The organism is Cupriavidus lacunae (genome assembly GCF_003353055.1).
GTDB lineage: Bacteria > Pseudomonadota > Gammaproteobacteria > Burkholderiales > Burkholderiaceae > Cupriavidus > Cupriavidus lacunae.
Map to the genome: position 1 here is coordinate 1 of NZ_QKWJ01000097.1, position 26,596 is coordinate 26,596.

Annotated in this window: 26 protein-coding genes and 1 pseudogene; 9 read left to right on the forward strand and 18 right to left on the reverse strand. The window is 63.8% G+C overall.

Translation table 11 applies throughout. The features are described from left to right. Positions 1-115: 115 nt before the first annotated feature. Complete coding sequence (locus DN412_RS37010; protein WP_244222977.1) at positions 116-553, forward strand: isochorismatase family protein; 438 nt, start codon at positions 116-118, stop codon at positions 551-553. A gap of 134 nt (positions 554-687) precedes the next feature. Here the strand turns inward: DN412_RS37010 and DN412_RS37015 are convergent, their stop codons facing one another. Next, a complete protein-coding gene (locus DN412_RS37015) occupies positions 688-1,479 on the reverse strand; it encodes an alpha/beta fold hydrolase (RefSeq protein WP_115216082.1) in 792 nt (263 codons plus the stop codon). A gap of 82 nt (positions 1,480-1,561) precedes the next feature. Beyond that, positions 1,562-2,242 (reverse strand): alpha/beta fold hydrolase, encoded by a 681-nt coding sequence (locus DN412_RS37020; RefSeq protein ID WP_244222978.1) that lies wholly within the window; start codon positions 2,240-2,242, stop codon positions 1,562-1,564. A gap of 220 nt (positions 2,243-2,462) precedes the next feature. Between DN412_RS37020 and DN412_RS37025 the strand changes: the two genes are divergently transcribed. Beyond that, positions 2,463-4,019: a winged helix-turn-helix domain-containing tetratricopeptide repeat protein gene (locus tag DN412_RS37025; RefSeq protein ID WP_161564102.1), complete on the forward strand. Its 1,557-nt coding sequence runs from the start codon at positions 2,463-2,465 to the stop codon at positions 4,017-4,019. A gap of 42 nt (positions 4,020-4,061) precedes the next feature. On the opposite strand, the gene DN412_RS37030 is transcribed toward DN412_RS37025, so the two are convergent. From DN412_RS37030 to DN412_RS37050, 5 genes are all read right to left on the reverse strand, one after another. Beyond that, positions 4,062-5,042, reverse strand: coding sequence for a quinone oxidoreductase family protein (locus DN412_RS37030; protein WP_115216085.1), 981 nt, complete (start codon positions 5,040-5,042; stop codon positions 4,062-4,064). A gap of 206 nt (positions 5,043-5,248) precedes the next feature. Then, entirely contained in the window at positions 5,249-6,043 is a 795-nt protein-coding gene (locus DN412_RS37035; protein ID WP_115216103.1) for an SDR family NAD(P)-dependent oxidoreductase, read from the reverse strand. 88 nt (positions 6,044-6,131) lie between these two features. After that, the gene (locus tag DN412_RS37040) at positions 6,132-6,833 is read right to left on the reverse strand and encodes a DsbA family protein (RefSeq protein WP_167471178.1); all 702 of its coding nucleotides are present in this window, start codon (positions 6,831-6,833) and stop codon (positions 6,132-6,134) included. Between the two features lie 75 nt (positions 6,834-6,908). Next, complete coding sequence (locus DN412_RS37045) at positions 6,909-7,901, reverse strand: Bug family tripartite tricarboxylate transporter substrate binding protein (RefSeq protein WP_115216087.1); 993 nt, start codon at positions 7,899-7,901, stop codon at positions 6,909-6,911. Positions 7,902-7,964: 63 nt separating this feature from the next. Beyond that, a complete protein-coding gene (locus DN412_RS37050; protein ID WP_208647733.1) occupies positions 7,965-9,257 on the reverse strand; it encodes an MFS transporter in 1,293 nt (430 codons plus the stop codon). A 370-nt stretch (positions 9,258-9,627) separates the two neighbouring features. On the opposite strand from DN412_RS37050, the gene DN412_RS37055 reads away from it, so the two are divergent. Next, entirely contained in the window at positions 9,628-10,623 is a 996-nt protein-coding gene (locus DN412_RS37055) for a Bug family tripartite tricarboxylate transporter substrate binding protein (RefSeq protein ID WP_115216088.1), read from the forward strand. Between the two features lie 45 nt (positions 10,624-10,668). Here the strand turns inward: DN412_RS37055 and DN412_RS37060 are convergent, their stop codons facing one another. Together DN412_RS37060 and DN412_RS37065 are read right to left on the reverse strand one after the other, a co-directional pair. Next, positions 10,669-11,229 (reverse strand): RBBP9/YdeN family alpha/beta hydrolase, encoded by a 561-nt coding sequence (locus tag DN412_RS37060; protein ID WP_115216089.1) that lies wholly within the window; start codon positions 11,227-11,229, stop codon positions 10,669-10,671. Between the two features lie 9 nt (positions 11,230-11,238). Beyond that, positions 11,239-12,150 (reverse strand): TauD/TfdA dioxygenase family protein, encoded by a 912-nt coding sequence (locus DN412_RS37065; RefSeq protein WP_115216090.1) that lies wholly within the window; start codon positions 12,148-12,150, stop codon positions 11,239-11,241. Between the two features lie 128 nt (positions 12,151-12,278). On the opposite strand from DN412_RS37065, the gene DN412_RS37070 reads away from it, so the two are divergent. Beyond that, positions 12,279-13,319: an AraC family transcriptional regulator gene (locus DN412_RS37070; RefSeq protein ID WP_078200148.1), complete on the forward strand. Its 1,041-nt coding sequence runs from the start codon at positions 12,279-12,281 to the stop codon at positions 13,317-13,319. Between the two features lie 224 nt (positions 13,320-13,543). After that, positions 13,544-14,356 carry a GntR family transcriptional regulator gene (locus DN412_RS37075; protein ID WP_115216091.1) on the forward strand — a complete coding sequence of 271 codons (813 nt, stop codon included), beginning with the start codon at positions 13,544-13,546 and terminating at the stop codon, positions 14,354-14,356. Here DN412_RS37075 and DN412_RS37080 read toward each other — a convergent pair. From DN412_RS37080 to DN412_RS37120, 9 genes are all read right to left on the reverse strand, one after another. Next, a complete protein-coding gene (locus tag DN412_RS37080) occupies positions 14,353-15,174 on the reverse strand; it encodes a shikimate dehydrogenase family protein (protein ID WP_115216092.1) in 822 nt (273 codons plus the stop codon). The genes DN412_RS37075 and DN412_RS37080 overlap by 4 nt on opposite strands. Before the next feature lie 25 nt (positions 15,175-15,199). Beyond that, positions 15,200-16,198, reverse strand: a complete 999-nt coding sequence (locus DN412_RS37085; RefSeq protein ID WP_115216093.1) for a 2-hydroxyacid dehydrogenase — start codon at positions 16,196-16,198, stop codon at positions 15,200-15,202. Between the two features lie 20 nt (positions 16,199-16,218). After that, positions 16,219-17,163: a sugar kinase gene (locus tag DN412_RS37090; RefSeq protein ID WP_115216094.1), complete on the reverse strand. Its 945-nt coding sequence runs from the start codon at positions 17,161-17,163 to the stop codon at positions 16,219-16,221. Then, positions 17,160-17,948: a sugar phosphate isomerase/epimerase family protein gene (locus DN412_RS37095; RefSeq protein WP_115216095.1), complete on the reverse strand. Its 789-nt coding sequence runs from the start codon at positions 17,946-17,948 to the stop codon at positions 17,160-17,162. The genes DN412_RS37090 and DN412_RS37095 overlap by 4 nt, the downstream gene beginning before the upstream one ends. Further along, the gene (locus DN412_RS37100) at positions 17,945-18,679 is read right to left on the reverse strand and encodes an amino acid ABC transporter ATP-binding protein (RefSeq protein WP_115216096.1); all 735 of its coding nucleotides are present in this window, start codon (positions 18,677-18,679) and stop codon (positions 17,945-17,947) included. The genes DN412_RS37095 and DN412_RS37100 overlap by 4 nt, the downstream gene beginning before the upstream one ends. Further along, the gene (locus DN412_RS37105) at positions 18,666-19,316 is read right to left on the reverse strand and encodes an amino acid ABC transporter permease (RefSeq protein WP_115216097.1); all 651 of its coding nucleotides are present in this window, start codon (positions 19,314-19,316) and stop codon (positions 18,666-18,668) included. Before DN412_RS37105 ends, DN412_RS37100 begins: the two co-directional genes overlap by 14 nt. After that, positions 19,313-20,071 (reverse strand): amino acid ABC transporter permease, encoded by a 759-nt coding sequence (locus DN412_RS37110; RefSeq protein ID WP_115216098.1) that lies wholly within the window; start codon positions 20,069-20,071, stop codon positions 19,313-19,315. Before DN412_RS37110 ends, DN412_RS37105 begins: the two co-directional genes overlap by 4 nt. A gap of 54 nt (positions 20,072-20,125) precedes the next feature. Then, a complete protein-coding gene (locus tag DN412_RS37115; protein WP_115216099.1) occupies positions 20,126-20,929 on the reverse strand; it encodes a transporter substrate-binding domain-containing protein in 804 nt (267 codons plus the stop codon). Between the two features lie 258 nt (positions 20,930-21,187). Next, positions 21,188-22,231: a LacI family DNA-binding transcriptional regulator gene (locus DN412_RS37120; RefSeq protein ID WP_244222979.1), complete on the reverse strand. Its 1,044-nt coding sequence runs from the start codon at positions 22,229-22,231 to the stop codon at positions 21,188-21,190. 346 nt (positions 22,232-22,577) lie between these two features. On the opposite strand from DN412_RS37120, the gene DN412_RS37125 reads away from it, so the two are divergent. From DN412_RS37125 to DN412_RS37140, 4 genes and pseudogenes are all read left to right on the forward strand, one after another. Further along, positions 22,578-23,357 carry an acetoacetate decarboxylase gene (locus DN412_RS37125; protein WP_115216100.1) on the forward strand — a complete coding sequence of 260 codons (780 nt, stop codon included), beginning with the start codon at positions 22,578-22,580 and terminating at the stop codon, positions 23,355-23,357. A gap of 17 nt (positions 23,358-23,374) precedes the next feature. Further along, positions 23,375-24,157 carry a 3-hydroxybutyrate dehydrogenase gene (locus DN412_RS37130; protein WP_115216101.1) on the forward strand — a complete coding sequence of 261 codons (783 nt, stop codon included), beginning with the start codon at positions 23,375-23,377 and terminating at the stop codon, positions 24,155-24,157. Positions 24,158-24,173: 16 nt separating this feature from the next. Next, positions 24,174-25,472 (forward strand): DUF3734 domain-containing protein, encoded by a 1,299-nt coding sequence (locus tag DN412_RS37135; protein WP_115216102.1) that lies wholly within the window; start codon positions 24,174-24,176, stop codon positions 25,470-25,472. A 245-nt stretch (positions 25,473-25,717) separates the two neighbouring features. Further along, positions 25,718-26,479: pseudogene (locus DN412_RS37140) on the forward strand (ISNCY family transposase); the annotation flags it as partial. Between the last annotated feature and the right edge of the window lie 117 nt (positions 26,480-26,596).

Below are 26,596 nucleotides of genomic sequence, written 5' to 3' on the forward strand. Positions count from 1 at the left end.
ATGCCCATACGTCATCCTCTCTCGGCATCCTCGCCGGCTCGCTGGCGGTGGGCGGATTGGTGGCAGACCGCGGCTTGAAGCAAGATCGCGGCCTCAAATGAACAGGAGAATTCCCATGTCCAAGCTACCGTTGCTCGAATCCGCGGATTGTGCATTGATCCTCGTTGATGAACAGGCGGGCCTTGCGTTCGCCGCGGGTTCTCAAGACCCCCAGTTGCTGCGCAGTAATGGCCTTGCGGTCGCGAAGACGGCGGTCGCCTTTGACTTGCCGGTTGTGGTCTCCACTTCGGCCTCGAAGGTGTACAGCGGCCCACTGATGCCAGCGTTTCGAGAAGTGCTGCCAAACGTCACGCCGATTGAACGCCGCAACATGAACCTTTGGGAAGACGATGCGGTCCGCGACGCGATTACTGCTACCGGAAAGCGTACGCTGATCATCGCGGGCATGCTGACGGAGGCCTGCGTGAGCTTCCCGGTGCTTTCAGCGCTGTCCGAGGGATATCAAGTCTTNACATGGTGGTGGGTATGGCACGGGCCTCGCCTATGCGCGTGACATGATCAAGCCGACATGAGCGTTCGTATCGGTCATCTATGTCCCTTAGCCTGGAGCAGCCGCGCCCGCATCAGTTGCACGGCAACTCCGGCTAATTCCGGATTTCCAGTCCAGCAAACCGGTATGTAGCCCAGCTAGTTCCGGTTTCCTGCAGTGGCGGCCTTCTCGATGAGCGCCGCAACTGCCGCTGGCTTCGACTCATACACGGCATGGCTGCCCGGAGATTCAACGACCGTGGCGCCGGCGCGCCTGGACATCGCGCGCTGAGCATCCGGAGGAATCATCTTGTCGTCCCTGGCGACCAGGTACCAGCTCGGCTTTTCACGCCAGGCAGGGGAGGTGACTTCACCAGCCAGGGCTTCCACGCCCCATGGCACCTGGGCGTTGGCGAGGAAGGCGGCCCGTTCGGCTTTCACGTCGCCAGCGAATGCCGCGGCGAACTTCGCCTTGTCCAGCATCAGGGAGCCATTGACCGGCGGCAGGATTGGGGGAGCCGGAGCGCCGGCAGGGGGATTGGCGATGAGCTTCTGAACGGATTCGCCTTTGTCCGGGGCGAACGCCGCGATGTAGACCAGGCGCGAGACCTTGGCGTCATTGCCGGCCTCCGTGATGACCACGCCCCCGTACGAATGGCCCACCAGAACCACGGGGCCGTCTTGCGCGTCCACCACCGCCTTGGTGGCTGCCACATCTGCGGCGAGCGACGTGGTGGGATTCTGAACGACGCTGACATTGAAGCCCTTGGCCTTCATGAGCTTGTAGACCGCTTCCCAGCCACCGCCGTCGACAAAGCCGCCGTGGACGAGCACCACGTTATTGACACGCTCGGCGGCGGCCGGGCTTGGCGTCATGACGCCGACAGTCAGCAACGCAGCACCCAGCATGCCAAGAAGGGGGCGCCAGGAAGAGAAGGAATTGGGTCGCATCTGATACCTCTTCGATAGGGAGTGATGAAAGTGTGTTCTCGTCAGGCGATACTGCTGCCCGAAGTCAATCGCAAGGCGGAATTCAGTTCCCGGAAGCCGTGACCGTTTCTGCGGCCACCTCGATCAGTTCGGCTACGCCGCCGGGCTGGGACACATAGATCGCATGGCTGCCCTCGAGCTCGACGGTGGTGGAGCCCGCACGCATTGACATGGCGCGCTGGGCGTCAGGCGGGATCATTCGATCGTCCTTGGCGACCAGGTACCAGCTCGGCTTTGTCTTCCAGGCGGGAACGGTGACTGCGCCAGCCAGTGCTTCCGGGCCCCAGGGGACCTGGGAATCGGCCATGAAGGCCGCCTTAGCAGGGTCGACATCCGCAGCGAAGGCCTCGGCGAATTTCGCCTTGTCCAGCAGGAGAAACCCGTTCGGCTGCGGCTGAATCGGAGGAACAGGCGCGCCTGGCGCGGGATCGGCGATCAGCGTCGCGACGGATTCGCCGACGTCCGGTGCGAACGCCGCGATATAGACCAGCCCGGCCACCCTGGCATGGTTGCCGGCCTCCGAAATGACCACGCCGCCGTGGGAATGGCCGACCAGGATGACAGGCTTCTCCAGCGCATCGATGGCGGCATGGGTCGCCGCCACGTCGCCGGCGAGCGATTCGGTGGCATTCTGAACCACGCTGACCTCGAAGCCGTCCCGCTTCAGGACCTTGTATACGCCTTCCCAGCCGGAGCCATCCACGAAGCCGCCATGCACGAGCACGACGGCCGTCTGGCTCGCGCCTGATGGCGCGGGCGATGATAGGATAGTCATTTCGTGTGCCTCTCCTTTCCGTACGGCGGCCGGTTTTCAGCGGCTGCCAAAATGGCCCAAAGGGACCGCGACGTGGAGCAGTATCCCGACAGCAAGCACTGGCGTATTGAAGGGCTGCCGAATAATGTCCGAATAATTCCCAAAATCGCGTTGCAGCATGGAGGGTCATATGCAAGGACAACGCTTCACCTTCGGTCCGTACTTACTCAATCTCGATAACGGGACGCTGCAGCGGCAGGGGACGCGCGTGGCGGTTGGGCGCCGGGGCATCCTGCTGTTGGCGGCGCTGCTCAAACGGCAGGGAGAGATCGTCACCAAGGCAGAGCTCATGGACGCAGCCTGGCCTGGGACCGTGGTCGAGGAGAGCAATCTTTCGGTCCAGATTGCCTTGCTGCGAAAGGCGCTGGGCGTCGCGCCCGATGGCGAGATGTGGATCACCACCATACCGCGCATCGGGTATTGTTTTAAGCGCAAACTTAAAACAACTGAGGAAGCTGTCGACCAGCCTTCACCAAAGCCGTCGCTCGCGATCCTGCCGTTCGCCAATCTCAGCCACGATGCCGATCAGGACTTCTTCGCCGACGGACTGGCGGACGAGATCATTACAACGCTGTCGAAGAGCCCGGGCCTGATCGTGATCGCCCGAAGCTCCAGCTTTGCCTACAAGGGCGTGCCCATGGACGTGCGGCGCATCGCCAGCGAGCTCGGCGCCCGCTACATCGTCGAAGGGAGTATCCGGAAGAACGGCGGCCGCATCCGCGTGGTCGCGCAACTGAGTGACGGGGTGACCGGCAGCCATTTGTGGGCTGAACGATACGACCGGGAATTCCATGACATGTTCGCGGTGCAGGACGACGTCGCCCGCAAGATCGTCGCTGAGCTGAGTTCCGCGTTAAGTCCGGTCGAGGTCGCCCTGTGGCCCGGCATGGCATCCGGCGAAACGCCGCATATGGAAGCCTACCAGTGCTTCCTGCGCGGCCGGGCGATGCAGCGGGGCGCGACGCAGAATCTTGCCGTCTTCAAGCGAACGAGCGATCTGTTCCGGCAGGCGATCGCTCTCGATCCCGGCTATCCGGCCCCCTATGCAGCACTGGGCATGGCCTTCGCCCAGGCCTATTTCAACCGCTGGACCGACGATCCCGAACGCTCGCTCGCCGAAGCCGGAGCGCTGGTCGACAAAGCCATCGAGCGCGACCCGGACGAGCCGTTCGCGCACGGCGTTGCCGCATTGGTCGCGATGTACCGGAAAGACTTCGCGCGTTGGGCTCACGAAGTCGACGAAGCGCTTTCGCTCAACCCGAACTTCGCCCCGGCACTGTCTCTGCGGGCCACGCTGAACATCTATTCAGGGCACCCTCGGGTTGCCATTCGTGATCTGGAACGCGCCATGCGGCTCGATCCCCATTACACCCAGGGATACCTGCATCATCTGGGCGTGGCCCATATCGTTGCCGGCGACTATGAAAAAGCCATCGTGGTCCTGCGAGAGCGCATCCTTCTGGTCCCACAGACGGACATGAGCCGGGCTTATCTCGCTGCCGCGCTCGGGAACCTTGGCTATCTCGACGAAGCGCGCGGCGTCTGGGACGAGCTCATCGCCATCAACCCGGATTACTCGTTCGCAGACGACATTGCTCGCATGCCCTTCAGGAACGAGGACCTGGACCGCATCGCAAAGGGGCTGGACAGAGCCGGGTTGCTGGCAATCTCCAGCATTCTCCCCTGAGCATGGGCTATGCCGCGGTCACGTTCCCCGAAGGGCGAACACTCAGATCACGAAAATGGACGAGCCCGTGGTCTTGCGAGCCTCGAGGTCCCGGTGTGCCTGCACGGCATCCTCCAGCGCATAGCGCTGATTGATCCCGATGCGGATGCGGCCAGCCGCCACGTGGCCGAACAGCTCGCCGACCAGTTCCGCCTTCTCGGCCGGATCGGCGATATAGTCGGCCAGGCCCGGGCGAGTCAGGTACAGCGAGCCCTTGCGGGCCAGAATTGCCGGATCGAACCCGGTGACCGGGCCGGAGGCGAAACCCACGCACACCAGCAGGCCGCGGCGCTTGAGGGAGTCCAGCGAGGACATGAAGGTGGCCTTGCCCACGCTGTCGAAGACCACGTTCACGCCTACTCCGTCCGTCAGTTCCCGCACGCGCTTGGCCACATCCTCATGGCTGTAGTTGATCGTGTGATCACAGCCGTGGGCGCGCGCCACCTCGGCCTTGGCATCGGTCGAAACCGTGCCAATCACGGTCAGCCCGAGCAGTTTGGCCCACTGCGAAACGATCAGGCCGACACCGCCTGCCGCGGCATGCAGCAGGATGGAGTCGCCCGCCTTGAAGGGGTAGATCCGGCGCATCAGGTAGGCCGCTGACAAGCCCCGCATGGTCATGGCCGCCGCGACTTCGCAACTGATGGCCTCCGGCAGCTTGATCAGCGGATCGGCAGAGATCAGCCGCTCCGTGCTGTAGGCGCCCAGCGTGTTGGTAAATCCCGTGTAGGTCACACGGTCGCCGACCGCCAGATGGGTCACGCCGGCACCGACGGCCTCGACCACGCCGGCTGCCTCGTTGCCAAGGCCGCTGGGCAGCGGAACCTGGTAGGTACCCCCGCGGAAGTAGGTGTCCGCAAAATTCAGGCCCACGGCCACGTGGCGCACGCGGACCTCTCCCGGCCCCGGTTCACCAACGTCAACGTCCTCAAAACGAAGGACCTCGGGCCCGCCGGTTTCGTAGAATTTAACGACCTTCGCCATGTTGTCTCCAGTTCTGTATCAAATATCACACTAAGCGTGCTTCGCGACGATTGCATCATCGGGCCTGGCGCCACTTCCCGCTTTACCTTGCACGCCTCGAACTTTCCTTTATATGACAGCAATCGGCGGGCGCAAGCGCGCTGGATCATCGATGGTTGAGCAAGCGCGTCGATTGCCGCGTCACGACATGGCCAGAGGGGCCTGACTCAGCCGATGCTGAAGCGTTGCCCATCATCCACGGCCAGCGTCGAGCCGGTCATGAACGCGCTGGCCGGCGAAGCCAGCGTCAACAGCACGCCATCGAGCGCCTCGGGCGTGCCGAGGCGCTGGCGTGGCAGGCTATCCACGATTTTCCTGCCCGCGGGGGTCTGGAACATGGCGCGGTTGATGTCAGTCTCGATGAAGCCGGGACTGATGGCGTTGACGTTGATACCGTGGCACGCCCATTCATGGGCCATCGTGCGGGTCAGATGCTCCAGCGCCGCCTTGCTGGCCCCGTAGATGCCGAGGTACCGCGAGTGCGTCTGCGCGGCGAGAGAGCAGATATTGATGATGCGGCCCGGCAACTGCCGCTCGATGAGCCGGCGTGCGAACGCGGTAGACATCAGCAGCGCGGCCTTCGTGTTCACGTCGAATACCCGGTCGAACATCTTCTCGTCCACGTCGAGCAGCGCCGCGCGCCCTCCGACGCCCGCATTGTTCACCAGCGCCCATAGCTGCGGCATGCTTTGCTGGATTGCATCCAGGGCAAGCCGCACGGCTTCCTGGTCGGCAACATCGACGGGAAAAGTCCGCGCCATACCGCCGGCTTCTGCGATCAGTTCTGCGGTTTCCTGCAGCGGCTCCGGCCGCCTGCCCAGCAGGGCAATATGCGCGCCGGTGGCGGCCAGCGTCCGTGCCGCCTGCCGCCCAAGTCCCGAGCCAGCGCCGGTAACGATTGCCGTCAGGCCGCGCAGGCCGAAGCGCTCGGCGAAGAACGCCGTGTCAAGGCCATTGCTCATCTTCATTTCTTCTCTTGATGTCGATTCATTGAGGCAAGGGTTCAGTGCCCGCTGTCCGGCCCTGGCGGGCGCAGCCAGAGTTGCTTAATCAGGCATTGGCTTTGCACTCGCTGTCCAGGCGCCTGGCCACCACGGCTTGCTGCATGACGCGAACCAACTCGCTGGCTGGAACGGCGCCAGTGACCGGCCACTGCCCGTTGAAGACGAGATGAGGAACCCCTCCTGCGTGGTCGGCGCCCATTGAAGACTGGAGCGGCGAGGACGACCAGGCATCCCAACGGAATCCGGACGCCTGAGCCAGGGCTTGCAGCGTCTCTGTTGAACCGATGTCTTGCCCCTGGGAGAAGAATGCGCAGTAGATGGACTCCACCAGCTGGTACATGGCTTCCGGCTCCAGCCTGGACTGGGCCGCATTGACCAGGGCACATGCCAGCGCCGAATTCGGAAAGGTCGCGATGCTTTCGAAGTTCAACGACAGATCAACCGATTCCGCCACAGCACGAATCTGGGCACGGCGAATCGCTACAGCCCGTTGCCCCCCGAGCCGTGCTTCATAGAATGCCTGGTACGGAACGCCTTGCGCAGGAATCTGCGGCAGCAAAGTATTGGCGTGCCATGTGGTCTCCAGCGCCAATCCAGGATGCTGCTGTCGAAGGCTCGCCCATGCTGACCGCAGATTGCGCAACCCGATCCAGCACCAGGGGCAAATCAGGTCAAGGTAAAAGTCAACCCGCAGCGTTTGCGACGATGCAGGGGCAGGGGACGTACCCGAAAATTCAGAGCAATTCACGCAATCATTCCTTAATGGCAGGCCAGGGGCCGTATCCGGTTGCAGGGTTGAGGTCGCCGCGCGCGGCGGCACGTCTTATTCTTCGACCCTGATCCCTGCGTCGTTGGCGATCTTCGTCCAGACTTGCAGGTCATTCTGGACAATCTCGCCCAACTGGGCGGAGGATTTTACCGGGGGCGGCTCGAAGTTCAGCTGCTTCATCAGGGCCGCGATCTCCGGCAACGCCTGCACCTTGTTGACCTCATCGGCCAGCCGCTTCACGATCGCCGGACTGGTCCCGGCCGGCGCGAACATGCCGAACCATCCCACCGTATTGAACTTATAGCCCTGCTCAGCCATCGTCTTGACGTTGGCAAGCTGGGGAGACCGCACGTTGCCCACAATGGCAATGCCGCGCACCTTCCCGGAACGCAGGAACGGCACCGCCACGCTGGGATCGGTCCAGCCGATCTTCAGCACCCCCGAGGACAGTTCGGTGAGCAGTTGGCCGGAGGTCCGATACGCGATGTGTTCGGTCTTCATGCCGGTCTGCTTCTTCAGCCACTCCATCGTCAATTGGCCGGACGAACCGGTGGCCCAGGTGCCATAGCTGTACTTGTCCGGATTCGCCTTCACGTACTCGATGAGTCCGGGCAAGTCGTTCACGGGCAGGTCCGGGCTCACCAGCAGCAACACCCCACCCATGGCAGTCTGCGCGATCGGAACGAGACGCTTTCTTGCCTCCTGGGAAATGGACTTGATGACGGCCGGCGCAACCACCATGTTGGAGGCCGTGGTGTAGAGAATCGTGTAGCCGTCCGGCGCCGCCTTAAGAACGGCGTTGGTGCCGATCACCCCGCTGCCACCCGGGCGGTTCTCCACGACCACAGCCTGCTTCAGCGCTTCGGAAAGGCGCTGCGCCATGAGCCGCGCCAGCGCGTCGGTTCCCGATCCGGGAGACGACGGCACGATCATTTGAATCGGGCGCGCGGGCCAGGCTTCCTGCGCCTGGACCGGGCCTGGCGTGCACAAGGCAATGGTTGCCTCGGCGCACAGCGCAACTGCGAACAGCTTTTTCAGTAGTGACATTGTCTCCCCCATTTTTTGAACTACTACCCAACCTGCCAAGTGTTGTCTGCATCCCCAACCAGTTCAGCCGCGTCGCGCCTCCGTGAGATAGCACCATCTGCCGATGAGGAACACGACGAAAGGCAGAACCGCCGCGAGCGGTAGCCAGCGCAAGGCGACCTGAAGACCAACCGCGTCTGCCACCATGCCGGTGATAAAGGGACCCGCTGCGAGGCCCAATATGTTGTTGAACAGCGTCAGCGTCGCAAATGCCGAGCCATGAATCGCTGGCGGCGTGGCGCCAGCAATGATTGCGCTGCATGTGCCGAACGAGCTGGCAAGGAAGAACACCCCGGGCACAAGGAACGCGAGTTGCAGGTTGCCCTGTGGCAAGCGGAACGCGATCGCCAGCAGAGTGCCCAGCACCAGGCAATAGCCAATGGCCATGTTCCACCGCTTAAGCGACGATTCCCCGCTGATCCGATCGGTCATCACACCGCACAGGAGTTGGCCGAGGCCGCTGACAAGGACAAGGCCGGCAGCCAGCACGGCCGCCTCGCTGACAGGCATGCCCCAGTAGCGATTCAGGTAGCTGGGCAGCCATACGAACAGCGTGCCCTGAACGAAGATCTGCAGGGCGCAGCCAAGGTAGGCACAGAAGACGGAGCCGCACGGAAACAGGCCAGAAAAAAACGCGCGCGGTGACAGTTTCACGTGCCCGTGCAGCGGATTGCCGTTATTGTCCGGTCGCACCCGTGCGATTTTTTCTTCCGTGACCACGAAGTAATAAATGATCACCAGCACAAAGCCAATGATCGCCATCAGACCCATCGACCAGCGCCAGCCAAAGTGCGTCGCAATGATGCCGGAAAGCGAAACACCGAGCACGGACCCGAACGCAGCGGCAGACGTAAAGCCGCCGGCAACGGTGGACCGCATATGCTTTGGGAAGATGCTGACGAGCATGGCGAATCCGACACTTCCATAAGCAGCCTCGCCCACGCCAACGAACAAGCGTGCGACGAACATCTCGTGGTAGCTGCTGGCAACGGCGCATCCGAGCGTGGCAACACTCCACACCGAAACCATCAGTGCAATGCTTTTGACCCGTCCCCAGCGGTCCGCGATGATGGAGAAGGGGAGGGTCAGCACTCCGACCGTCAATGGCACCACGCTGCTGATCGAGCCGAGCTGTGTGTCGGAGATCTGCCATTGCACTTTCAGGAGCGGAAACAAGGCATTGATCGCCTGCCGCGACATGTAGTCAGACAGGAGCAGGCAAAACATCAATGCGAATACCACCCACGCGTAGGCGCGGGCACCAGTGGTAGCCGCAACCGGCTCGGCCGGCATCGCGTTACTCGTATACACGTTCAATTCTGTCTCCATCTAATGATTCTCGAAACTCATGACTGAAAGTTCCGCCTGCTGACTTCTCGCATCGGATCATCTAGCCTGGCGCTACTTCCCGCTTTACCTTGCACGCCACACACTTGGCCTTTTATGACAGTCGCCCTCTGGCACAGGGGACACTGGGTCTCTTTGAGAGCGTGCCCAGCGTGTCCCGGCAGGGTTTTCCCTCTGTTTGCGCGTATTGGCAACAACCTGTCGTCATCAGTCATGTCGGTTGACCCGGTGCGATCCGAGAATCGACGAAGGGTGAACGCGCCGCCAAGCCTGCGCATCGATCCCATCGGCGACAAAGCTTTTTAAACACGCAAAGCGAAGCAATCAAAAGAGTACTGACATGAAGAAGCAAACCCTTAACTTCTGGTGGCCCGGTTACGCCTTGGCGATCGGTGTTGGTGTCTCCGGCGGGATGCCCATGGCTCAGGCCCAGGAGGCCTGGCCCAGCAAGCCGATCCGTCTGGTGGTGGGAGGGCCTGCCGGCGGCAGTGCCGACGCGTTGGCGCGGCTGCTGGCGGAAGGCCTGCAGAAAAAACTGAGCAAGCCGGTTATTGTGGAAAACAAGCCTGGTGCCGCCGGCGCGCTGGCGATCAGCGATTTGCAGTCCAACGGCAAGGATGGCCATACCCTCCTGGTCATCCAGGGCGGCGTCGTGAGTGAAGCGCCGTTGGCCTACAAGGTCCATTACAAGCCCTTTGCGGACCTGAAGCCACTGGCCCAGATCAGCCGCACGGGGCTGGTTCTGGTTGCCAACAAGGATGTGCCCATCTCAAACCTGAAGCAGTTGGTGGACTACGGCAAAGCACAAAAGGACGGGCTCGTTTTCGCTTCTTACGCTGCGGGATTGAAGGGCCACACCTCGGGCATACTGCTCGGGCAACTCACGCATGTGCCAATGCGGCATGTGGGCTACAAAGGCTCGCCTCCGGCATTGAACGACCTGATGGGCGGACATGTGCCCCTGATGTTCGATGGGGTGACTACGTCGCTGCCGCTGATCAAGGCGGGAAAGATCAAGGCGATTGCGTTGAACTATCCGACGCGGATTGCCGCATTGCCGGATGTGCCGACTTTCAAGGAGTTGGGTTACCCGCAGCTGGCACAAGCAGGCTGGTTCGCCGTGTGGTCCCGCCCGGATGTCGCTCCGGCAGTCCAGCAAAAAATCCGCGAGGTGACGCTGGCGTACTTCAAGCAACCCGAAGTGCAGAACCACATCAAGGACATGGGCATGGAGGAGGGGGGTGCCGCCACCTCGGAAGAGTTGATGGCGGACCTGAAGCAGGCATATCAGCAGCAGTCCGCGCTGCTGAAGTCCATTAACTACCAGCCAGATTGATCCGGCAGTCACCCGGCCGCGCAACTGGCGCCGGGTGACTACCGTTCACGAGAGTTCGCGAATGAACGCTTCGGCCTGCGGCCACTCGCCGTAGCCTGAAGCGGGATTCAGATGCCCGACCTCGCCGAGTTCGACGAAGCGGCTTCCCCACGCCTGCGCCAGCTCGCGGGCGCGATCGAGACGCGTCAGAGGATCGTTGCTGCTTGCCGCAACGATGCTCGGAAACGGCAATGTGCCGCGAGGGATCGGCAGCCAGCCGTGGTCGCCCAGTGTGTCGGTCGTCGGGTAGCCTGCCGGCATGGGCGTCTCGAGGTCCGCGGGCGCTGCAAGCAGTGCGCCGAGGATCTCCCGGGTGGTGCCCCGGGCCGCCCAGTGGGCGACCATCATTGTCCCCGCGCTATGCGCCACGATGATCACCGGCCCCTCGATGGTGGCCAGGGCGCGATCGATTGCGTCGACGCGGGCAGCGCAACTCAGCTTGTCTTGCTCAAGCGGCGCGACGCTGACTACGCGAGGCAGCTTCGCCGCCAGCAGGGTCTGCCAGTGTTCCGGCACATGGTCACGCAGGCCAGGGACGATGAGAACGGTTGGTGCCGTAGAAGTCATATCGATCTTTCAGTAAGGCGCGTCGCCGATGATGGCGGTACGCTCCATCTTTCGGTGGCACGGGGGATAATCCATCACTGCGTAATGCTGGGTGGAACGGTTGTCCCAGAACGCAACACTGTTTTTCTTCCAGCGAAAACGCACCTGGTATTCGGGGATGGTCGCCTGGCTGACCAGGTAGCTGAGCAAATTCGCGGAACCCGGCGCCTTGTCGATGCCGAAGCGCACATTGGCCGGCACGTTGTAATTGGTGAAGTGCGTCGTAAAACTCCCGTTGACGAACAGCACTTTCTCTCCGGTTTCGGGATGGGTGCGCACAACCGGGTGCTCGGCGTCCGGGAACTGAGCCTTCAGTGCAAAACGCTTTTCGATCGGCATCGCGGCGCCGAAGCTTGCCTCGATGCTGTGCCGCGCGCGCAATGCGGCGATCTTCGTCTTGATCTCCTCGGGCAACTGGTTATAAGCCTCGACCATGTTGACCCACATCGTGTCGCCGCCCACGGGCGGGCATTCGATGCAGCGCAGCACGCAGCCGAGCGGCGGCTTTTCGCGCCAGGTGGCATCGGTATGCCAGGAATTCTCGTTGCGATCGGGAGGGCTGTCCGGGGTTTTGTAGATCTGAACCAGTCCGGGGTAATCGGGATGGCTTCCCACCACGGGATGATCCTCCAGCTCGCCGAAGTAGCGCGCAAAGGCTACGTGCTGCGCGCGCGTGATGTCCTGGTCGCGAAAGAACAGCACGCGATGCTTCAGGAGCAGGGCCCGGATTTCTGCCATCAGTTGCTCGTCCTCGGCAGCCGCGCCCAGATTGACGTTGCTGAGCTCCGCACCGATCGTGCAGGTGACTGGCTCGACCCGGATCGAGTTGCCCAGAGAGGTGGCGCGGACCACTGCGGGTGCCGCTTTGAGGCTTTGATTCATGAACGTTGTCTCCGATTTGTCGATGCGGCCGATCGATCCTTGCGAGTTTGGATGTCGCGGGTATCTCCCGCTTGACAGTACGTGACAGGTATTTATCATTCCACGTCAACGTTCTATTCCGTCCCCAAATGTCGTCACTTGTCCGCGCCGCGGCCCTCACCAACTACAGCGAGGTCGCTCGCGCCGCCGGACTGGACCCGGTGCGGATGCTCCTGGATGCGGGGTTAAGTCCAAGCATACTGCGCGAGCCGGACCTCATGATTCCGGTGGAGCGTGTCGGACAACTGCTCCAGGCGTCCGCAACCATGTCTGGCAACGAGAGTTTCGGGCTGTGCATGGCCGAGTCGCGCCTGTTGTCCAATCTTGGGGCGGTCGGATTGCTGATCCGCGACCAGGCGACGTTGCGCGACTCGCTGCACATGCTGATGCGCTATCAGGCGTTGCTCAATGGTGCCCTGTCACTGGCGGTCGAGGAGTGCGGCGAACTGGTCATTATTCGCGAGGCGGTAATGGCTGGCAGCGCGCATCAGCCCACGCGCCAGAGGGTTGAACTGGCGCTTGGGGTCATGGTGCGCCTGATACGGCAACTCCTCAAGCCCGACTGGGAGCCGCGGCGCGTTTGCTTCGAGCACCCGGCACCGCGCGATCTGAGCACGCACCAGCGGTTTTTCGGCCCGCGCGTCGAGTTCGACTACGACTTCAACTGCATCATCTGCGCGAAGGCCGATCTCGACGCACGCAACCCGTTTGCCGATCCGGCCATGGTGCGCTACGCGCAGCAGTTGATCGACGCATCTGCCATGTCGCAGCAGGCGACAATGCTTGACGACGTGCGGCGCATCATCGTGCTGCTGTTGCCCAGCGGGCGCTGCAGCATCGAGCAGGTGGCGGAACACCTGGGCGTGGTGTGCCGTACGGTCCAGCGCCGGTTGGCGGACGAGGGACAGAGCTTCTCGTCGATCGTTAACGACATCCGCACCGAACTCGCCGTGCGTCACGTGATTGAGACGGATCGTCCGTTGACCGAGGTCGCGACGCTACTCGGTTTTTCCGCGCCGAGCGGTTTCTCGCGCTGGTATCACGCGCAATTTGGCTGCAGCCCCAAGGAGAGCCGGGCCACACGCGGCACAGTGCGCCGACACACGGTACCGCCGGCGGGCGAAGCATAACGCTGTCGCTGGAATTGTCGTGATGACGACTTGCGCGCAGCCTTGGGCTGCCCGGTTCTATTGCGGAATGCGCGGCAGCCTGCGTCGATGGTCCCGTTGGCTTTGGCAATCCTCCATCCGCCCGATACGCCACATAAGGTAAGATCCTGCACACCGCGAGCGGTGCCGTGTCGACCGGGCCGGCACCCGACCCGCTTGCCAATCATCGGAAGGATTTACCATTCATGGGCAGACTCAAGACCACCAACACGCCAGAACTGCAGTCGCTGCTTGCGCCGCAATCACCGCAGAATCCGGTCATGCTGGTTGTCGAGCAGGCGCTTATGCATGGACGCGACTGGTCAGCCTCGGTCGCGGATCAGATTGCCGTGCGGCTGGCGGGCCTGATTACGATCGACGTGATCCACGCCGGCCAACGCCTGCTTGAGAAGGACATCAGCGAGGTGCTGGAGGTCAGCCGCGCTCCTGTGCGCGAGGCCTTGCGCATCCTGGAGCGGGAGCGGTTGATCGAGTTCCGCGCCCGGCGCGGCGCTATTGTCACCGAGCCCAATGCCCAGGATCTGCTGGATATCTACGTCGTGCGGGACGCACTGTTTGCCATTCTGCTCAGGCAGCTGATGGAAGAGCGCGCGGACGAGCTTAATGCGTTATTCGACCAATTCATGCCGCAACTCGGCAAGGCCGCCGAGGAATCGGTGGACGCCTATATCAGCGTGACCTTCCTGGCGAACATGGCCATGGCAGACCTGTCGAGCAACCGGCTGGTCGGGGATCTGCTGAACTCCATCTCGCTGCGGGTCCTGCGCTATGTGCGGCTGGGGCTCGCAGCCCATCCCGGCTCGCTGGACAATTCCTTCAAGACCTGGCGTGCTCTGCAGCGCGCGGTCGCCAAGCGGGACATCGAGGCAGTCTTGCAGACCGCGCACAAGCGCATCGGGAACTCCCGCGAAGCCGCCATCCGGGCCTTGTCATCCGGGGTGCAGAAAGGCAAGGGCGGCTCCGCCGCGCGCAGCGCCGGGCCAGCCAAGGCTTCCTAAACTAAAGACAGGCGGGCAATCTCCTCAAGCAGCGCCGTCTCCATCGCCTCGATCGGCGCGCGGGCGCAGCCGGTGTAGAACTCGACCTGGGCGCACGCCTGGTGCAGCATCATGCGCGTGCCGTCGATGGTGCGGCAGCCAAGCGCGGCGGCATCCCGGATCAGCTTGCTCCTGACCGGGATGAACGCAGCGTCCATGACGACCAGGTGCGACGCGAGCTGTCCGCCGACCGGGTTGACATCGGGGGCGCGAAAGCCCGCGGCGGTCGCATTGGCGAGCATGTCGAAGTCCGCCGCGTGGAAGTCGGCCAGGCCGCCGCCAAAGCGCAGGCCCAGCGATGCGGCCAGTTCCTCGCCGCGCGCGGCGGTGCGGTTGAACACGGTCACGCTGGCGCCGGCCTCGCGCAGGCCATAGGCCATGGCCCGCGCCGCGCCGCCCGCGCCCAGCAGCGCAATGCGTTTGCCGGCCACCTCGGTCACTTCCCGGAACGCGCGCACGGCGCCGATGCAGTCGGTGTTGTAGCCAGTCAGCACGCCATCGATATTGTTGATGGTGTTGACGGCGCCGATGGCGCGAGCGGTCTCGTCAAGGTGGTCAAGATGCGGGATCACGGCCTGCTTGTGCGGCATCGAGACATTCATGCCGCGCACGCCAAGCGCGCGGATCGACTGCACGGCGCCGGGCACGTCCTGCACGCCGAAGCAGACAAAGGTGTAGTCGACCTCCAGCGCCCGGTAGGCGGCATTGTGGATGCGCACGTTGAAGGTAAAGGGCTCGCCCATGATCGAGCCGCACAGCGTGGGAATGGAACTGGGCATGGCGGGGTGTCCTTGGGGGAGAAATTCAGGCGGCTGCCTGGACTGCCTGGGCGGCGACGGCCGCCAGGTCGAAGCGCGCGCCGGGTTGCCGCCCGGCGAGCGCGTCCAGCAGGTTGCGCGTAGCGAGTTCGGCCATGGCACGCCGGGTCTCATGTGTGGCCGAGCCGATATGGGGCAGGGCTGTCACCCTGGGATGGCTGCGCAGCGGTGAATCCTGCGGCAGGGGCTCGGTGGCGAAGACGTCGAGCCCGGCGGCGCGCAGGTGGCCAGTGTCGAGCGCCGCGAGCAGCGCGTCTTCCTGCACGATCTGGCCGCGCGCGCCGTTGACAAAGATGGCGCCCGGCTTCATCAGCGCAAACTCGCGCGGGCCCATCAGGCCACGCGTGCTGTCGGTCAGCGGCAGCGTCACGGCGACGATATCGGCCCTGGCCAGGGCATGGCCGAGTTCCACCCGGGTGGCGTGTCCGACCAGGTCGGGCGGCTCCGCGGCTGTCTCGTTGACGTAGAGCACCTCCATGCCGAAGCCGAGCGCCGCGCGGCGCGCCACGGCCTGGCCGATGCGCCCGAAGCCCAGGACCGCCAGGGTCTTGCCGTGCACGTCCCAGCCGAACAGGCCTTCACCGATATTGGCGGACCAGCGGCCTTCGCGCACATGGGCCGCAAGCTCGACCAGACGGCGGCTGGTGGCCATGATGAGCGCGAAGACGGTGTCGGCGGTGGTCTCGGTCAGTACGCCGGGCGTGTGGCACAGGGTGATGCCGCGCCGGTGCAGGCAGGCGAGGTCGTAATTGTCGACCCCTACCGAAATGCTCGAGATCACCTCCAGCCGGCCCGCTTCGGCCAGTTCCGCCGCGCCCAGCTTCACGCTGGAGCCGATCAGACCATGGGCGTTTGCCAGCGCGGCGCGAAAGGCCGGCCGTTGCGCCGGCAGGCGCGGGTCGGCCACGATCACGTCATGCTCCGACTCGATCCTGGCCAGCAGGTCATCAGGAATCGGACGGAACACCAGAACATTCTTGCGCATGGGAAATCCTTGCTGTGGCTTCACAAACTGGCGGCTGCCAGCTGGGCGTGGGTCGGCAGGCCTTCGGTATCGCCCCGCACCTGCACCGCCCGGGCGCCGATCCAGGCGCCGCGCCGGACAGCTTCGCCCACCGGCCGGCCTTCCAGCAGCGCGCTGATCACGCCCACCGCAAAGCCATCGCCCGCGCCAACGGTGTCGACCACACGCTCGACGCCGAACGCCGCGACATGGCCGGTGCCGGCCTCGCCGTCGAAGTAGGCGCCATCGGCGCCCAGCTTCACCACCACCAGGCTGGCGCCACGGGCGCGGTAGAAGGCGGCAATGCGTTCGGGCTCGGCATGGCCGGTGAGGAAGCGGCCTTCTTCGATGCCCGGCAGCACCCAGTCGCACTGGTGCGCCAGCTCGTTCAGGGTGTCCCGCATCAGTTCGGGCGTGGCCCACAGCGTGGGTCGCAGGTTGGGGTCGAACGAGATCGTGCGGCCGGCGGCCCGCATGGTGGCGATGGCCTGGCGCGTGGCGGCCCGGGTGCCTTCGGCAAGCGCGGGGAACACACCGGTGACGTGCAGGTGCCGCGAGCGCCGCAGCCAGCTGTCGTCAAGGTGGCCGGGGTGCATGCGGCTGGCCGCCGAGCCGCGGCGGTGATATTCGACGGGCGGATCGCTGCCGTCGTCGACCCGGCCCTTGAACTGGAAGCCGGTGCGCTCGCCGGGCTCGCACACCACCTGGCTGCAATCCACGCCTTCGCGCCGCATGGCATCGAGCAGGTAGCGCGCCATCGAGTCATCGCCCAGGCGGCTGGCCCATCCGACCTTCAGGCCCAGGCGCGACAGGCCGATGGCCACATTGGTTTCGGCGCCGGCGGTGCGTTTGTGGAAGGTCTGCACGCCTTCGAGCGGGCCGGCTTCGCCAGCCACCAGCATCAGCATCGCCTCGCCCAGCGTGACCACGTCAAGATCGGCACTCATGCTGGGATCTCCACCGAACGCAGCAGTTCGACATATTGGCGCGTGACCTGTACCAGGTCATCGCCTTGCAGCGGGAATTCGATGGCACGGGCAACGTCCGCGGGCAGGCGGCGCATTACGCTGCGCCATGGTGCCGCCGACTGCTCCAGCGGCACGGCGATCCATTTGGCGGGCGTGCGCTGCACGCCTTTGCAGTGCACATAGCCGACGCCAGCCGCGAAGACCTGCGCGGCGTCGAGCGGATCTTCGCCGGTCCAGTGCCAGTTGCCCATGTCGAAGGTCATCGGTATGGTCGCGCCGAGCGCCCTGGTACGCGCGAAGAAGTCGCGCAGCGGCGGCACGGTGCCGGCGCTGGCGGTCTGGTCGTTTTCCACGACCAGTTCGATGCCGTCGTGCCGCAACCAGGGGAGCAATGCGTCCAGCGCCGTGCCTTCGCGATAGCCGCCAAGCGACATCTTGACCCGGCTGGCGCCGAGCGCCAGCGCGGTCGTGAAGGCGCGGTCGAGCGCGGCAGCATCGAGGCTGCCGGCTTCGCTCCACAGGCCTTCCGGGCTGGACCAGACCACGCTCAGGCCGTGCTGCGCCGCGACCTCGCGTTGTCCCCTCACTTCATCCGACTGGCCGCGCTGGAGCTCGCCGCGGAATTCCACGCCGTCGGCGCCGGCCGCCGCGGCAATCCGCGCCAGCGCCGCCTGCCCGTCGCGATGGGCGAGGTCGGCGCCATAGGCCGTCAGCGAGATCAGCACCGGCGGGCGGGCGCAGTTTTCTGCTTGTGGCCGGCTCATTTCAGGGCTCCCGCGCTGAGGAACTGCTGCAGTTCCGGCGTCCGCGGCTGTGCGAACAGCGCCTTGGACGGGCCCGCTTCGTGCACCTTGCCCTGGTGCATGAAGATGGTGGTATGCGCCATGCGGCGAGCAAACTCCATCTCGTGCGTGACCAGCACCATGGTCATGCCGGAGGCGGCCAGGTGCTCCATGACCCGCAGCACTTCCGCCGTCAGCTCGGGGTCGAGCGCGGAGGTGACCTCGTCGAACAGCATCACCTTGGGCTCCATCGCCAGCGAACGGGCGATGGCAACGCGCTGCTGCTGGCCACCCGAGAGTTGCTCGGGGTAGCAGTCCTTCTTTTCCAGCAGGCCGACCTGGGTCAGCACCCGGTCGACGATGCCGTCGATCTTGCTGGCGGCCATCTTCTTCACGATGGACGGCGCCAGCGCGATGTTCTCGCCCACGGTCAGGTGCGGAAACAGGTTGTAGCTCTGGAAGACCATGCCCACGTCGCGGCGCAGGTCGAGCAAGCGCTTGCGGTCGTGATCCAGCTTGTGCCCGGCCACGGTGATATTGCCGGCGTTGATCGTCTCCAGGCCGTTCAGGCAACGCAGCATGGTGCTCTTGCCAGAGCCGCTGCGGCCGATGATGGCAACCACCTGGCCGGGCTCGATGGCAAATGAGACGCCCTTCAGGACTTCGACGTGGCCATACGACTTGTGCACGCCCTGTGCTTCAACGATTGACATGGAGCCTCCTTTCCATGCGCCTGGCCGCCGACGACAGCGGGAAGCAAAGCGCGAAGTAGATAAGTGCGACGACGACGAAGACCGCGAAGGGCTGGAAGGTCGCGTTGTTGATCAGCTGGCCGGCGCGGGTCAGTTCGATGACGCCGATGATGGACGTGATCGAGGTGTTCTTGACCAGTTGGACCGAGAACCCCACCGTGGGTGGCAGCGCCAGCCGGACCGCCTGCGGCAGCACCACGTGGCGCAGTTGCTGCCAGCGGGTGAGGGCGAGCGCCTCGCTGGCTTCCCACTGACCTTGCGGCACGGCCTCGATGCAGCCGCGCCAGATCTCGCCAAGATAGGCGCTGGCGTAGATCGACATCGCCAACATGGCCGCGACCATCGGCGACAGCCTGAGCCCGAGCACGGAGAGCCCGTAGTAGCTCAGGAACAGCACGATCAGCACCGGCGTGCCCTGCACGACCTGGATATAGGCGGTGCTGGCCAGGCGCAGCAGGGGGCTTCTGGAGGTACGCGCCAGCGCCACCATGAAGCCGGCCAGCGTGCCGCCGACAAAGGCGAGCAAGGTCACCCAGAGCGTCCAGCGTGCCGCCAGGAGCAGGATTTCGAGATGATTCCAGGAGAATTCGGTGATCATTTCGCGCTCCCTGCAACCGCTGCCGTCAGCTCCGCCTTAGCCAGGGGGACGAGCGGGGCCGTGCGGGCCAGCTTTCGTGCGCGCGTCACCACGCGGCGGCGCCTGAACACCAGGTTGCCGATCAGGGCGAACATGGCGCGCAACAGCAGGGCCAGCCCGATATAGACGAACATGACCAGGATGTAGCTCTCGAAGGTGCGGAAGGTCTGCGAATCGACCTGGCTGGCGACCGCCGTCAGCTCTTCCACCGAGATCGCCGACACCACGCTCGATGTCAGCATCATCAGCGTGAACTGGCTGGTCAGGGCCGGATAGACCTTCTCGAAAGCCGGCACCAGGGCCACATGGCGGATCAGCTGCCAGCGCGTCATGCCCAGCGCCGCGGCGGCTTCGAGCTGCGAGCGGTGGACCGCCTGCAGGCCAGCCCGGATGATTTCCGTCGAATAGGCGCCGAGGTTGACGGTCATGGCAATCACCGCGGCGGTGACGGCGTCGATCTGCAGGCCTACGGTCGGCAAGCCGAAGAAGATGATGAAGAGCTGGATCAGGAAGGGCGTGTTGCGGATCGCCTCGACGTATGCTCTGGCGGCGCGCTGCAGCCAGGGGCCGCCAAAAGCGGCGGCGATGGCGCCGGCGGTGCCGACCAGGGTGCCAAGCAGGATCGAGCCGAAGCTCAGCGCCAGCGTCATCGCCGCGCCTTCCGCGAAGCGATCCAGCTGCGACAACACCGGGGCCCATTCGAATTGGTAGTGCATGCGGGTCTCCTGGCACGCCGGCTGGCGCCGGCGCGCAACCTCAGACGGCCTGGATCAGAACGTTTGCAGCGCGGGCAGCGCCTTGCCGGTCCACTTCTGCGCAATGGCATCGAGTTCGCCATTGAGCTTGACGTAGGAGATGGTGGTGTTGAGCCACTGGCGCAGCTCGAAGGCGTCGCGGCGCACGGCCATCGAATTCGGTTGCACCGAGAATGCGAACTTGGCGTCGAACTTGCCGGCGCCGCGCGCCTTCATGATCTCGTTGCCGGTGGTGTTGGGCAGGGCAATGGCATCGACCTGGTTGCTGATCAGCGCCTGCGCGCAGGTGGCGTCGTCCTCGAAGCGAACGATATTCATGCCGGGTACGGCCAGCCGGGTCAGCGCGGTGTCCTGCGTAGTGCCGCGGGTCACGCCCACCTTCTTCTTGCCCAGTTCCGTCAGCCTGGCGTACTTGGCGGCAACGGGCGCGAAGATGGTCAGCTCGAACGCGCTGTAGGGCGCGCTGAACATGATGGCGCGCGCCCGCTCGGGCGTCGGCGCCAGCGTGGCGACCAGGAAGTCGACCTTGCCGGCTTCCAGCGCCGGAATCCGGCTCGGAGAGGTGAGCGGGACGATATCGACCGGTACGCCGAGGTACTTGCCCAGCAGGTTGGCCACGTCGACGTCATAGCCGGCGGGCTTGCCGGTGGCGTCCGTAGTGCCGAAAGGCGGGGCGCCGGTCACCACGCCGATGGTGACCTTGCCCTTCTTGACGATCTCGGCGACGGTCTGCGCCTGGGCGGTCAAAGCGGCGCTGGTCAGGACCAGCAGAGTCAGCACGGGCGCGGCTACGCGGCGCAACAAGCGTTGGACGTTCATCAATGTCTCCTGCACGTATTTGGAATGTGTCGCTGGCGTTGCAGCGTTCGGCAAGCACCGTCTTGAAACCGGTTTCAGAATTATAGGAAACCGGTTTCAGAGATCCAGCAGTGGAAACCCTTACGTGCGAATCTGCGTTTGGCCCAAGGTGGAATCGGCGCGTGCAGGCGCCCCGCCGGCCGGGGGCAACGGGCCTAAGCGTGGATCAAGCGTGCGCGCCTGACAGCGGCGGGGGGCGGGTTCGGGGATCAGCGGGGATCAGCCGCGGCGGGTGGACCCGCGGGTGATCAAGGTGCCGGGCAACAAGACGCGGCGCGGCGGCAGTTGCGCGCCATGCAGGCGCTCGATCAGGCAGTTGGTGGCGACGCGCCCGATATCGTCGGTGGGCTGGGAAATGGTGCTAAGGCCAGGACCGACCAACGCGGCCCATTCCGGATCATCGAAGCCGATCAGGCCAAGTTCGGTGCCGAGCTGCCATCCCAGTCTGGCGGCTGCGCCCGCCACGCGCAGCGAGATCACCGCGTTGGCCGCCAGCACGGCAATGGGCGCCTCGCCGGCACCACGGCGCAGGGCGCGGAGCGCTTCGTCAAGGGCATCGTCGTCACCCCTCTGGGCTTCAAAAACGGTCCCCGTCAGTGAACCCGCGTGTTCGGTGATAAAGCCCTGGAAGGCGCGGGCCCGCTCGTTGCGTGAGCTGATGGCCTTGATCGGCTCGCTGATGAAGAGCAGGTGCCGATAGCCGGCTTCGACGAGGTGGCCGGCGGCTTCATGGACGGCGGTCAGGTTGTCCAGGGCCACCAGGTCCACTTCCGCATCGCCGACCTTGCGGTCGACCAGTACAACTGGCTTGCCCAACTGCGCCGCATCGGCCAGAGCGCCGGCATCGTGGCCCAGTGTATGCAGGATAAAGCCCTCAACCCGGTAGGCCGACAGCGAGCGAATGGCTTCGCGCTCCAGTTGCTCATCATTGCCGAGGTTGAACAGCATCACCATATAGCCGGCGTCGCGACAGGCCTTTTCTACGCCCCGCAGCACGGCCACCGAGAACGAATTGGAAACATCCGCTACCACCAGCCCGATCAGGCGCGACTTGCCGCGCTTGAGCCCCTGCGCCATGGGGCTGGGGCTATAGCCGAGCGCACGGATGGCGGCGGCCACACGCGCCTCTACGTCTGCGGACAGTTGCTCGCCGCCCCGGTTCAGGTAGCGCGATACCGTTGCCTTCGAGACGCCCGCATAGTCGGCAACGTCCTGGATGGTGAGTTTCTCTGCAGGTTTCAGGGGGGACGCAGGTTGGGTCACAGGATGGGGGGCATAAGGGTGGGGTCTCGTTGAAACCAGTTTCACGATTATGCCTCGGGCATATCGGGATTTGCCAGCGACTGCATCCAGCCACACCGCCTTTGTCCTCCTGGCGAAACAATCCATTTCATGTTTGCCGTCTTTTGTTACCAAGGGAAAACCCGTAGGATAGTCCCGCTGATGCTGCGCTGCGACAAATCTGCCACATTCATCAGGGCAACGTCGCCACGCAAAGCAGGCAAGGCGTGCCAGCAAGCAACTCCTGACGCAGGAAGCGGTCTACGTCTTGCCTGAGGCACTCAGATCGTCGAATTGTGCTGATTCCACAACTCACAGGACCTCCGCCGTGAAAATAGATGACATCCGCAAGAACGCCTTCGCAATGCCGCTGCACAGCCCCTCGTATCCGCGCCCGCCTTTCCGATTCCTCCATCGCGAATACTTCATCATTACCTACGAAACCGACCTGGATGCCCTGCGAGCGGTCGTGCCCGAGCCTTTGACGGTCGATTCGGCTCTGGTCCACTATGAGTTCATCCGCATGCCGGACTCATCCGGATTCGGTGACTACACCGAGAGCGGCCAGGTGATTTCCGTCATCGATGAATCAGGCCAGAAGGGCAACTACACGCATGCGATGTATCTGGATGATGAAGGGCCGATCGCCGGCGGCCGTGAAATCTGGGGGTTTCCGAAGAAGCTCGCCTCGCCCCGCCTGGCCATTGATGGTAACGATACGCTGCTTGGCACCCTCGACTATGGGACGCAGCGGATCGCGACCGGCACGATGGGCTATAAATTCCGCCCGCTCGATATCGAGGCCGAACGCCGGAAGCTGGCGGATACGGCGAACTACCTGCTGAAGGTCATCCCGCACGTCGACGGCTCGCCGCGGATCTGCGAACTGGTCCGCTTTTATCTGCAGGATGTGACGGTGCTCGGCGCCTGGGAAGGACCCGCCGCGCTGGAACTCCACCCGCACGCGCTGGCGCCCGTTGCCGAGCTGCCGGTCAGGAAGATCGTGGGCGCGAGGCATGTCATTGCCAATCTCACCCTCGATATCGGCGAAGTTGCCTTTGATTACCTCGCACCTGCACAGGCGCCGAGGCTTGTCGTCAACCAGTAACCCCGCAAGGAGCAATCATGTCATTGCAAGGAAAAGTCGCGCTCGTTACCGGCGCAGCAAGTGGTATTGGCGAGCAATGCGCACGCCAACTGGCTCAGGATGGCGCCGCCGTCGTCATCGCCGACCTGAATCTGCAGAATGCGCAGAAAGTCGCGGATGCGATTGTCGCTGAGGGCGGCAAGGCAATTGCTGTGTCGATGGACGTGACGAGCGAAGCCGCGGTCAACGCCGGCATCGAGGAAACGGTCAGCAAGCTCGGCAGCATCGATGTGCTGGTGTCGAATGCCGGCATCCAGATTGTCAATCCGATTGAAGACTACGAATTCTCGGACTGGAAGAAGATGCTGGCCATTCACCTGGACGGCGCCTTTCTGACAACGAAAGCTGCCATCCGGCATATGTATGCGGCAGGCAAGGGCGGTTCCATCATTTACATGGGTTCGGTTCACTCGCATGAGGCATCGAAGCTGAAGTCGGCCTATGTGACAGCGAAGCACGGACTGCTTGGCCTTGCCCGCGTCGTCGCCAAGGAAGGCGGCTCGCGCGGCGTGCGTGCCAACGTGGTATGTCCGGGGTTTGTCCGTACGCCGCTGGTCGACAAGCAAATTCCGGAGCAGGCCAAGGCCCTCGGAATTTCGGAAGCGGAAGTCGTCAGGAACGTGATGCTCAAGGAAACCGTGGACGGCGAATTCACGACCGCGGCCGACGTGGCCAGGACGGTTGCTTTCCTGGCCGGATTCGAATCGGCGGCGTTGACCGGGCAGTCGGTCGTGGTGAGCCACGGCTGGTTCATGCAATAAATACAAGGAGTCAGACGTGCGCCGCAGCGGAACCAGCAGAATCAATCGCGACCATCAGCTAGAGTTGCCCCCCTATGACGAAATCGGATTGGTCCTTCAGGGAGGCGGCGCGCTCGGCTCCTATCAGGCAGGCGTTTATCAAGGTCTGGCGGAAGCTGGCATCAGGCCTACCTGGATCTCGGGAATTTCGATTGGCGCACTGAATACGGCCATCATCGCAGGCAACGCGCCTGAAGACGGCGTGGAAGCATTGCGCGGTTTCTGGAACACCATTTGCCAGCCTGCAGACCTGATCGGTCACGTGGGCGCCTGGTGGCCGGCAACGTTGGGCTTCAAGGATATCGCGCGCAAGTGGTCTAGCATGTGGGCCGCCAGCCGCGCGCTGACGGAAGGCCAGAAGGGGTTCTTTGCACCGCGCTCGCCCCTGCATGCCGCGGGGCTGGCACCTAAAGATCCAAGCCAGGTGAGCTTTTACGATACGGCCGCCTTGCGCGCCACGCTGCTCAAGTACGCCGACTTCGATCGTATCAACGACGGCGATATTCGGGTTTCCGTGGGGGCGGTCAATGTCCGCACGGGGAACCTGATCTATTTCGACAATACGAAGATGCGCCTGAAGCCAGAGCACTTCATGGCATCGGGCGCGCTACCACCCGGTTTTCCCGCAGTTGAAATCGATGGCGAATACTATTGGGACGGCGGCCTCGTCTCGAACACGCCGCTCACTGAAATTGTCAGGGAATCGCAGCACAAGGACACACTGATATTCCAGGTGGATCTGTGGAGCGCGCGTGGCAGGCTGCCGGGCAATTTCCTTGACATTTCAGAGCGGACCAAGGATATCCAGTACTCGAGCCGGACCCGGGCGATCACCACCTTTCTCGAGGCAGAGCAGAAGCACGCCGGTCTCATCAAGCAACTGCTGGAACATATTCCCGAGGAAGTGCGCCAGAGCCATCCACTCGTGCGCAAGGCACAGAAAGTCGCGGATGGCAGTGCGGTCAATGTGGTCCACCTGATCTACAAGAACAGGGCCTTCGAGGGACACTACAAGGACTATGAGTTCAGCGCCGACACGCTTGGCGAGCATTGGGAGGGCGGGCTGGAGGACATCCGCCGCTCGCTCGGCAATCCTGACTGGTTTGCCATTCCAAGCCGGGACATCGGCTTCGTGACACACGACGTGCACCGCCAGGCAGTGCCGGCGACGCCGACTGCCGACGCGCTCAATGACCCGGTCGACACCGCAAGGCTCATGACGATTGAGAGTATCCCCGCCGACCAGGCAGACGAACTGAACGCCGGGTCCAGGTAACCCCGGGCGGGGACCGATCACTCTGGCGAGGACTTTCGACACACCGGAAGGAGCGCCTGGTCACGCTCGTCCGCACAGAAACGCGGACGGCGATTCCCTCCCAGATTTCTTTGTCATTTAACATAACACTTATTATGCGAGAACCGGATGTTGCAGCTACATGCTAATGTCGGACTACAGCCAGATAGAAATGTCGGGGTTGGCCATGCTGTCGCCTTTGCGATCGACCGCACGGAGGCACCGCGATGGCACGTCCGGACCTGGTAACCATGAGCATGCGTGAGCTGGATCGTCTCAAAGTCGTCGAAGCCGTGGTCCGTGGCGAGCTCAAGCCGTGGCGCGCGGCTGAGAAGCTGCGGCTGAGCACCCGGCAGGTCGAACGTCTGGCGAATCGCTATCGACACGATGGTCCCGCAGGACTGGTTTCTCGCAAGCGCGGCAGCACGCCGGGCAATCGCGCGCTGGACCGAGGGCTCGAAGCACGGGTGCGCGGTCTGATCCGCGACAGCTACGCCGACTTCGGCCCGACGCTGGCCGCCGAGAAGCTGCGCGAGCGCCACGGCATCTACCTGGCCAAGGAGACCGTGCGCCGGATCATGATCGACGCCGGCTTCTGGGTCCCGAGGAAGCAGCGCCCGCCCGAGGTCCACCAGCCACGCAACCCCCGCGCCTGCCTGGGCGAGCTGGTGCAGATCGACGGCAGCGACCACGCCTGGTTCGAGGACCGGGCGCCGGCCTGCACGCTGCTGGTCTACGTCGACGACGCCACCGGCCGGCTGATGCAGTTGGGGTTCGTGCCGACCGAATCGACCCAGGCCTACTTCACGGCGACGCGGGCCTACCTCGAGCGCCACGGCAAGCCGCAGGCGTTCTATTCGGACAAGGCCGGCGTCTTCCGGGTCAATGCTCGGGACAGCGCCGAGGGCCGTGGCTACACGCAGTTCGGACGCGCACTATATGAACTCAATATCGACATCATCTGCGCCAACACGAGCCAGGCCAAGGGCTATGCTTCACAATGCACCTCATGGGTCGAGTGGGATGATGTTTACGCGGCCGCTGCGTGTTTACCGCGGGTTTTGCATTGATGGCGATACTTCACTGGCGCATCCGCGCCAGGTTGT

What these genes read in the sequence shown, in the direction of transcription:
- DN412_RS37015 (WP_115216082.1), bottom strand. Translation starts at nt 1,479, where the DNA reads ATGCGACCCAATTCCTTCTCTTCCTGGCGCCCCCTTCTTGGCATGCTG.
- DN412_RS37025 (WP_161564102.1), top strand. Translation starts at nt 2,463, where the DNA reads ATGCAAGGACAACGCTTCACCTTCGGTCCGTACTTACTCAATCTCGAT.
- DN412_RS37030 (WP_115216085.1), bottom strand. Translation starts at nt 5,042, where the DNA reads ATGGCGAAGGTCGTTAAATTCTACGAAACCGGCGGGCCCGAGGTCCTT.
- DN412_RS37035 (WP_115216103.1), bottom strand. Translation starts at nt 6,043, where the DNA reads ATGAGCAATGGCCTTGACACGGCGTTCTTCGCCGAGCGCTTCGGCCTG.
- DN412_RS37045 (WP_115216087.1), bottom strand. Translation starts at nt 7,901, where the DNA reads ATGTCACTACTGAAAAAGCTGTTCGCAGTTGCGCTGTGCGCCGAGGCA.
- DN412_RS37055 (WP_115216088.1), top strand. Translation starts at nt 9,628, where the DNA reads ATGAAGAAGCAAACCCTTAACTTCTGGTGGCCCGGTTACGCCTTGGCG.
- DN412_RS37060 (WP_115216089.1), bottom strand. Translation starts at nt 11,229, where the DNA reads ATGACTTCTACGGCACCAACCGTTCTCATCGTCCCTGGCCTGCGTGAC.
- DN412_RS37065 (WP_115216090.1), bottom strand. Translation starts at nt 12,150, where the DNA reads ATGAATCAAAGCCTCAAAGCGGCACCCGCAGTGGTCCGCGCCACCTCT.
- DN412_RS37070 (WP_078200148.1), top strand. Translation starts at nt 12,279, where the DNA reads ATGTCGTCACTTGTCCGCGCCGCGGCCCTCACCAACTACAGCGAGGTC.
- DN412_RS37075 (WP_115216091.1), top strand. Translation starts at nt 13,544, where the DNA reads ATGGGCAGACTCAAGACCACCAACACGCCAGAACTGCAGTCGCTGCTT.
- DN412_RS37080 (WP_115216092.1), bottom strand. Translation starts at nt 15,174, where the DNA reads ATGCCCAGTTCCATTCCCACGCTGTGCGGCTCGATCATGGGCGAGCCC.
- DN412_RS37085 (WP_115216093.1), bottom strand. Translation starts at nt 16,198, where the DNA reads ATGCGCAAGAATGTTCTGGTGTTCCGTCCGATTCCTGATGACCTGCTG.
- DN412_RS37090 (WP_115216094.1), bottom strand. Translation starts at nt 17,163, where the DNA reads ATGAGTGCCGATCTTGACGTGGTCACGCTGGGCGAGGCGATGCTGATG.
- DN412_RS37095 (WP_115216095.1), bottom strand. Translation starts at nt 17,948, where the DNA reads ATGAGCCGGCCACAAGCAGAAAACTGCGCCCGCCCGCCGGTGCTGATC.
- DN412_RS37100 (WP_115216096.1), bottom strand. Translation starts at nt 18,679, where the DNA reads ATGTCAATCGTTGAAGCACAGGGCGTGCACAAGTCGTATGGCCACGTC.
- DN412_RS37105 (WP_115216097.1), bottom strand. Translation starts at nt 19,316, where the DNA reads ATGATCACCGAATTCTCCTGGAATCATCTCGAAATCCTGCTCCTGGCG.
- DN412_RS37110 (WP_115216098.1), bottom strand. Translation starts at nt 20,071, where the DNA reads ATGCACTACCAATTCGAATGGGCCCCGGTGTTGTCGCAGCTGGATCGC.
- DN412_RS37115 (WP_115216099.1), bottom strand. Translation starts at nt 20,929, where the DNA reads ATGAACGTCCAACGCTTGTTGCGCCGCGTAGCCGCGCCCGTGCTGACT.
- DN412_RS37130 (WP_115216101.1), top strand. Translation starts at nt 23,375, where the DNA reads ATGTCATTGCAAGGAAAAGTCGCGCTCGTTACCGGCGCAGCAAGTGGT.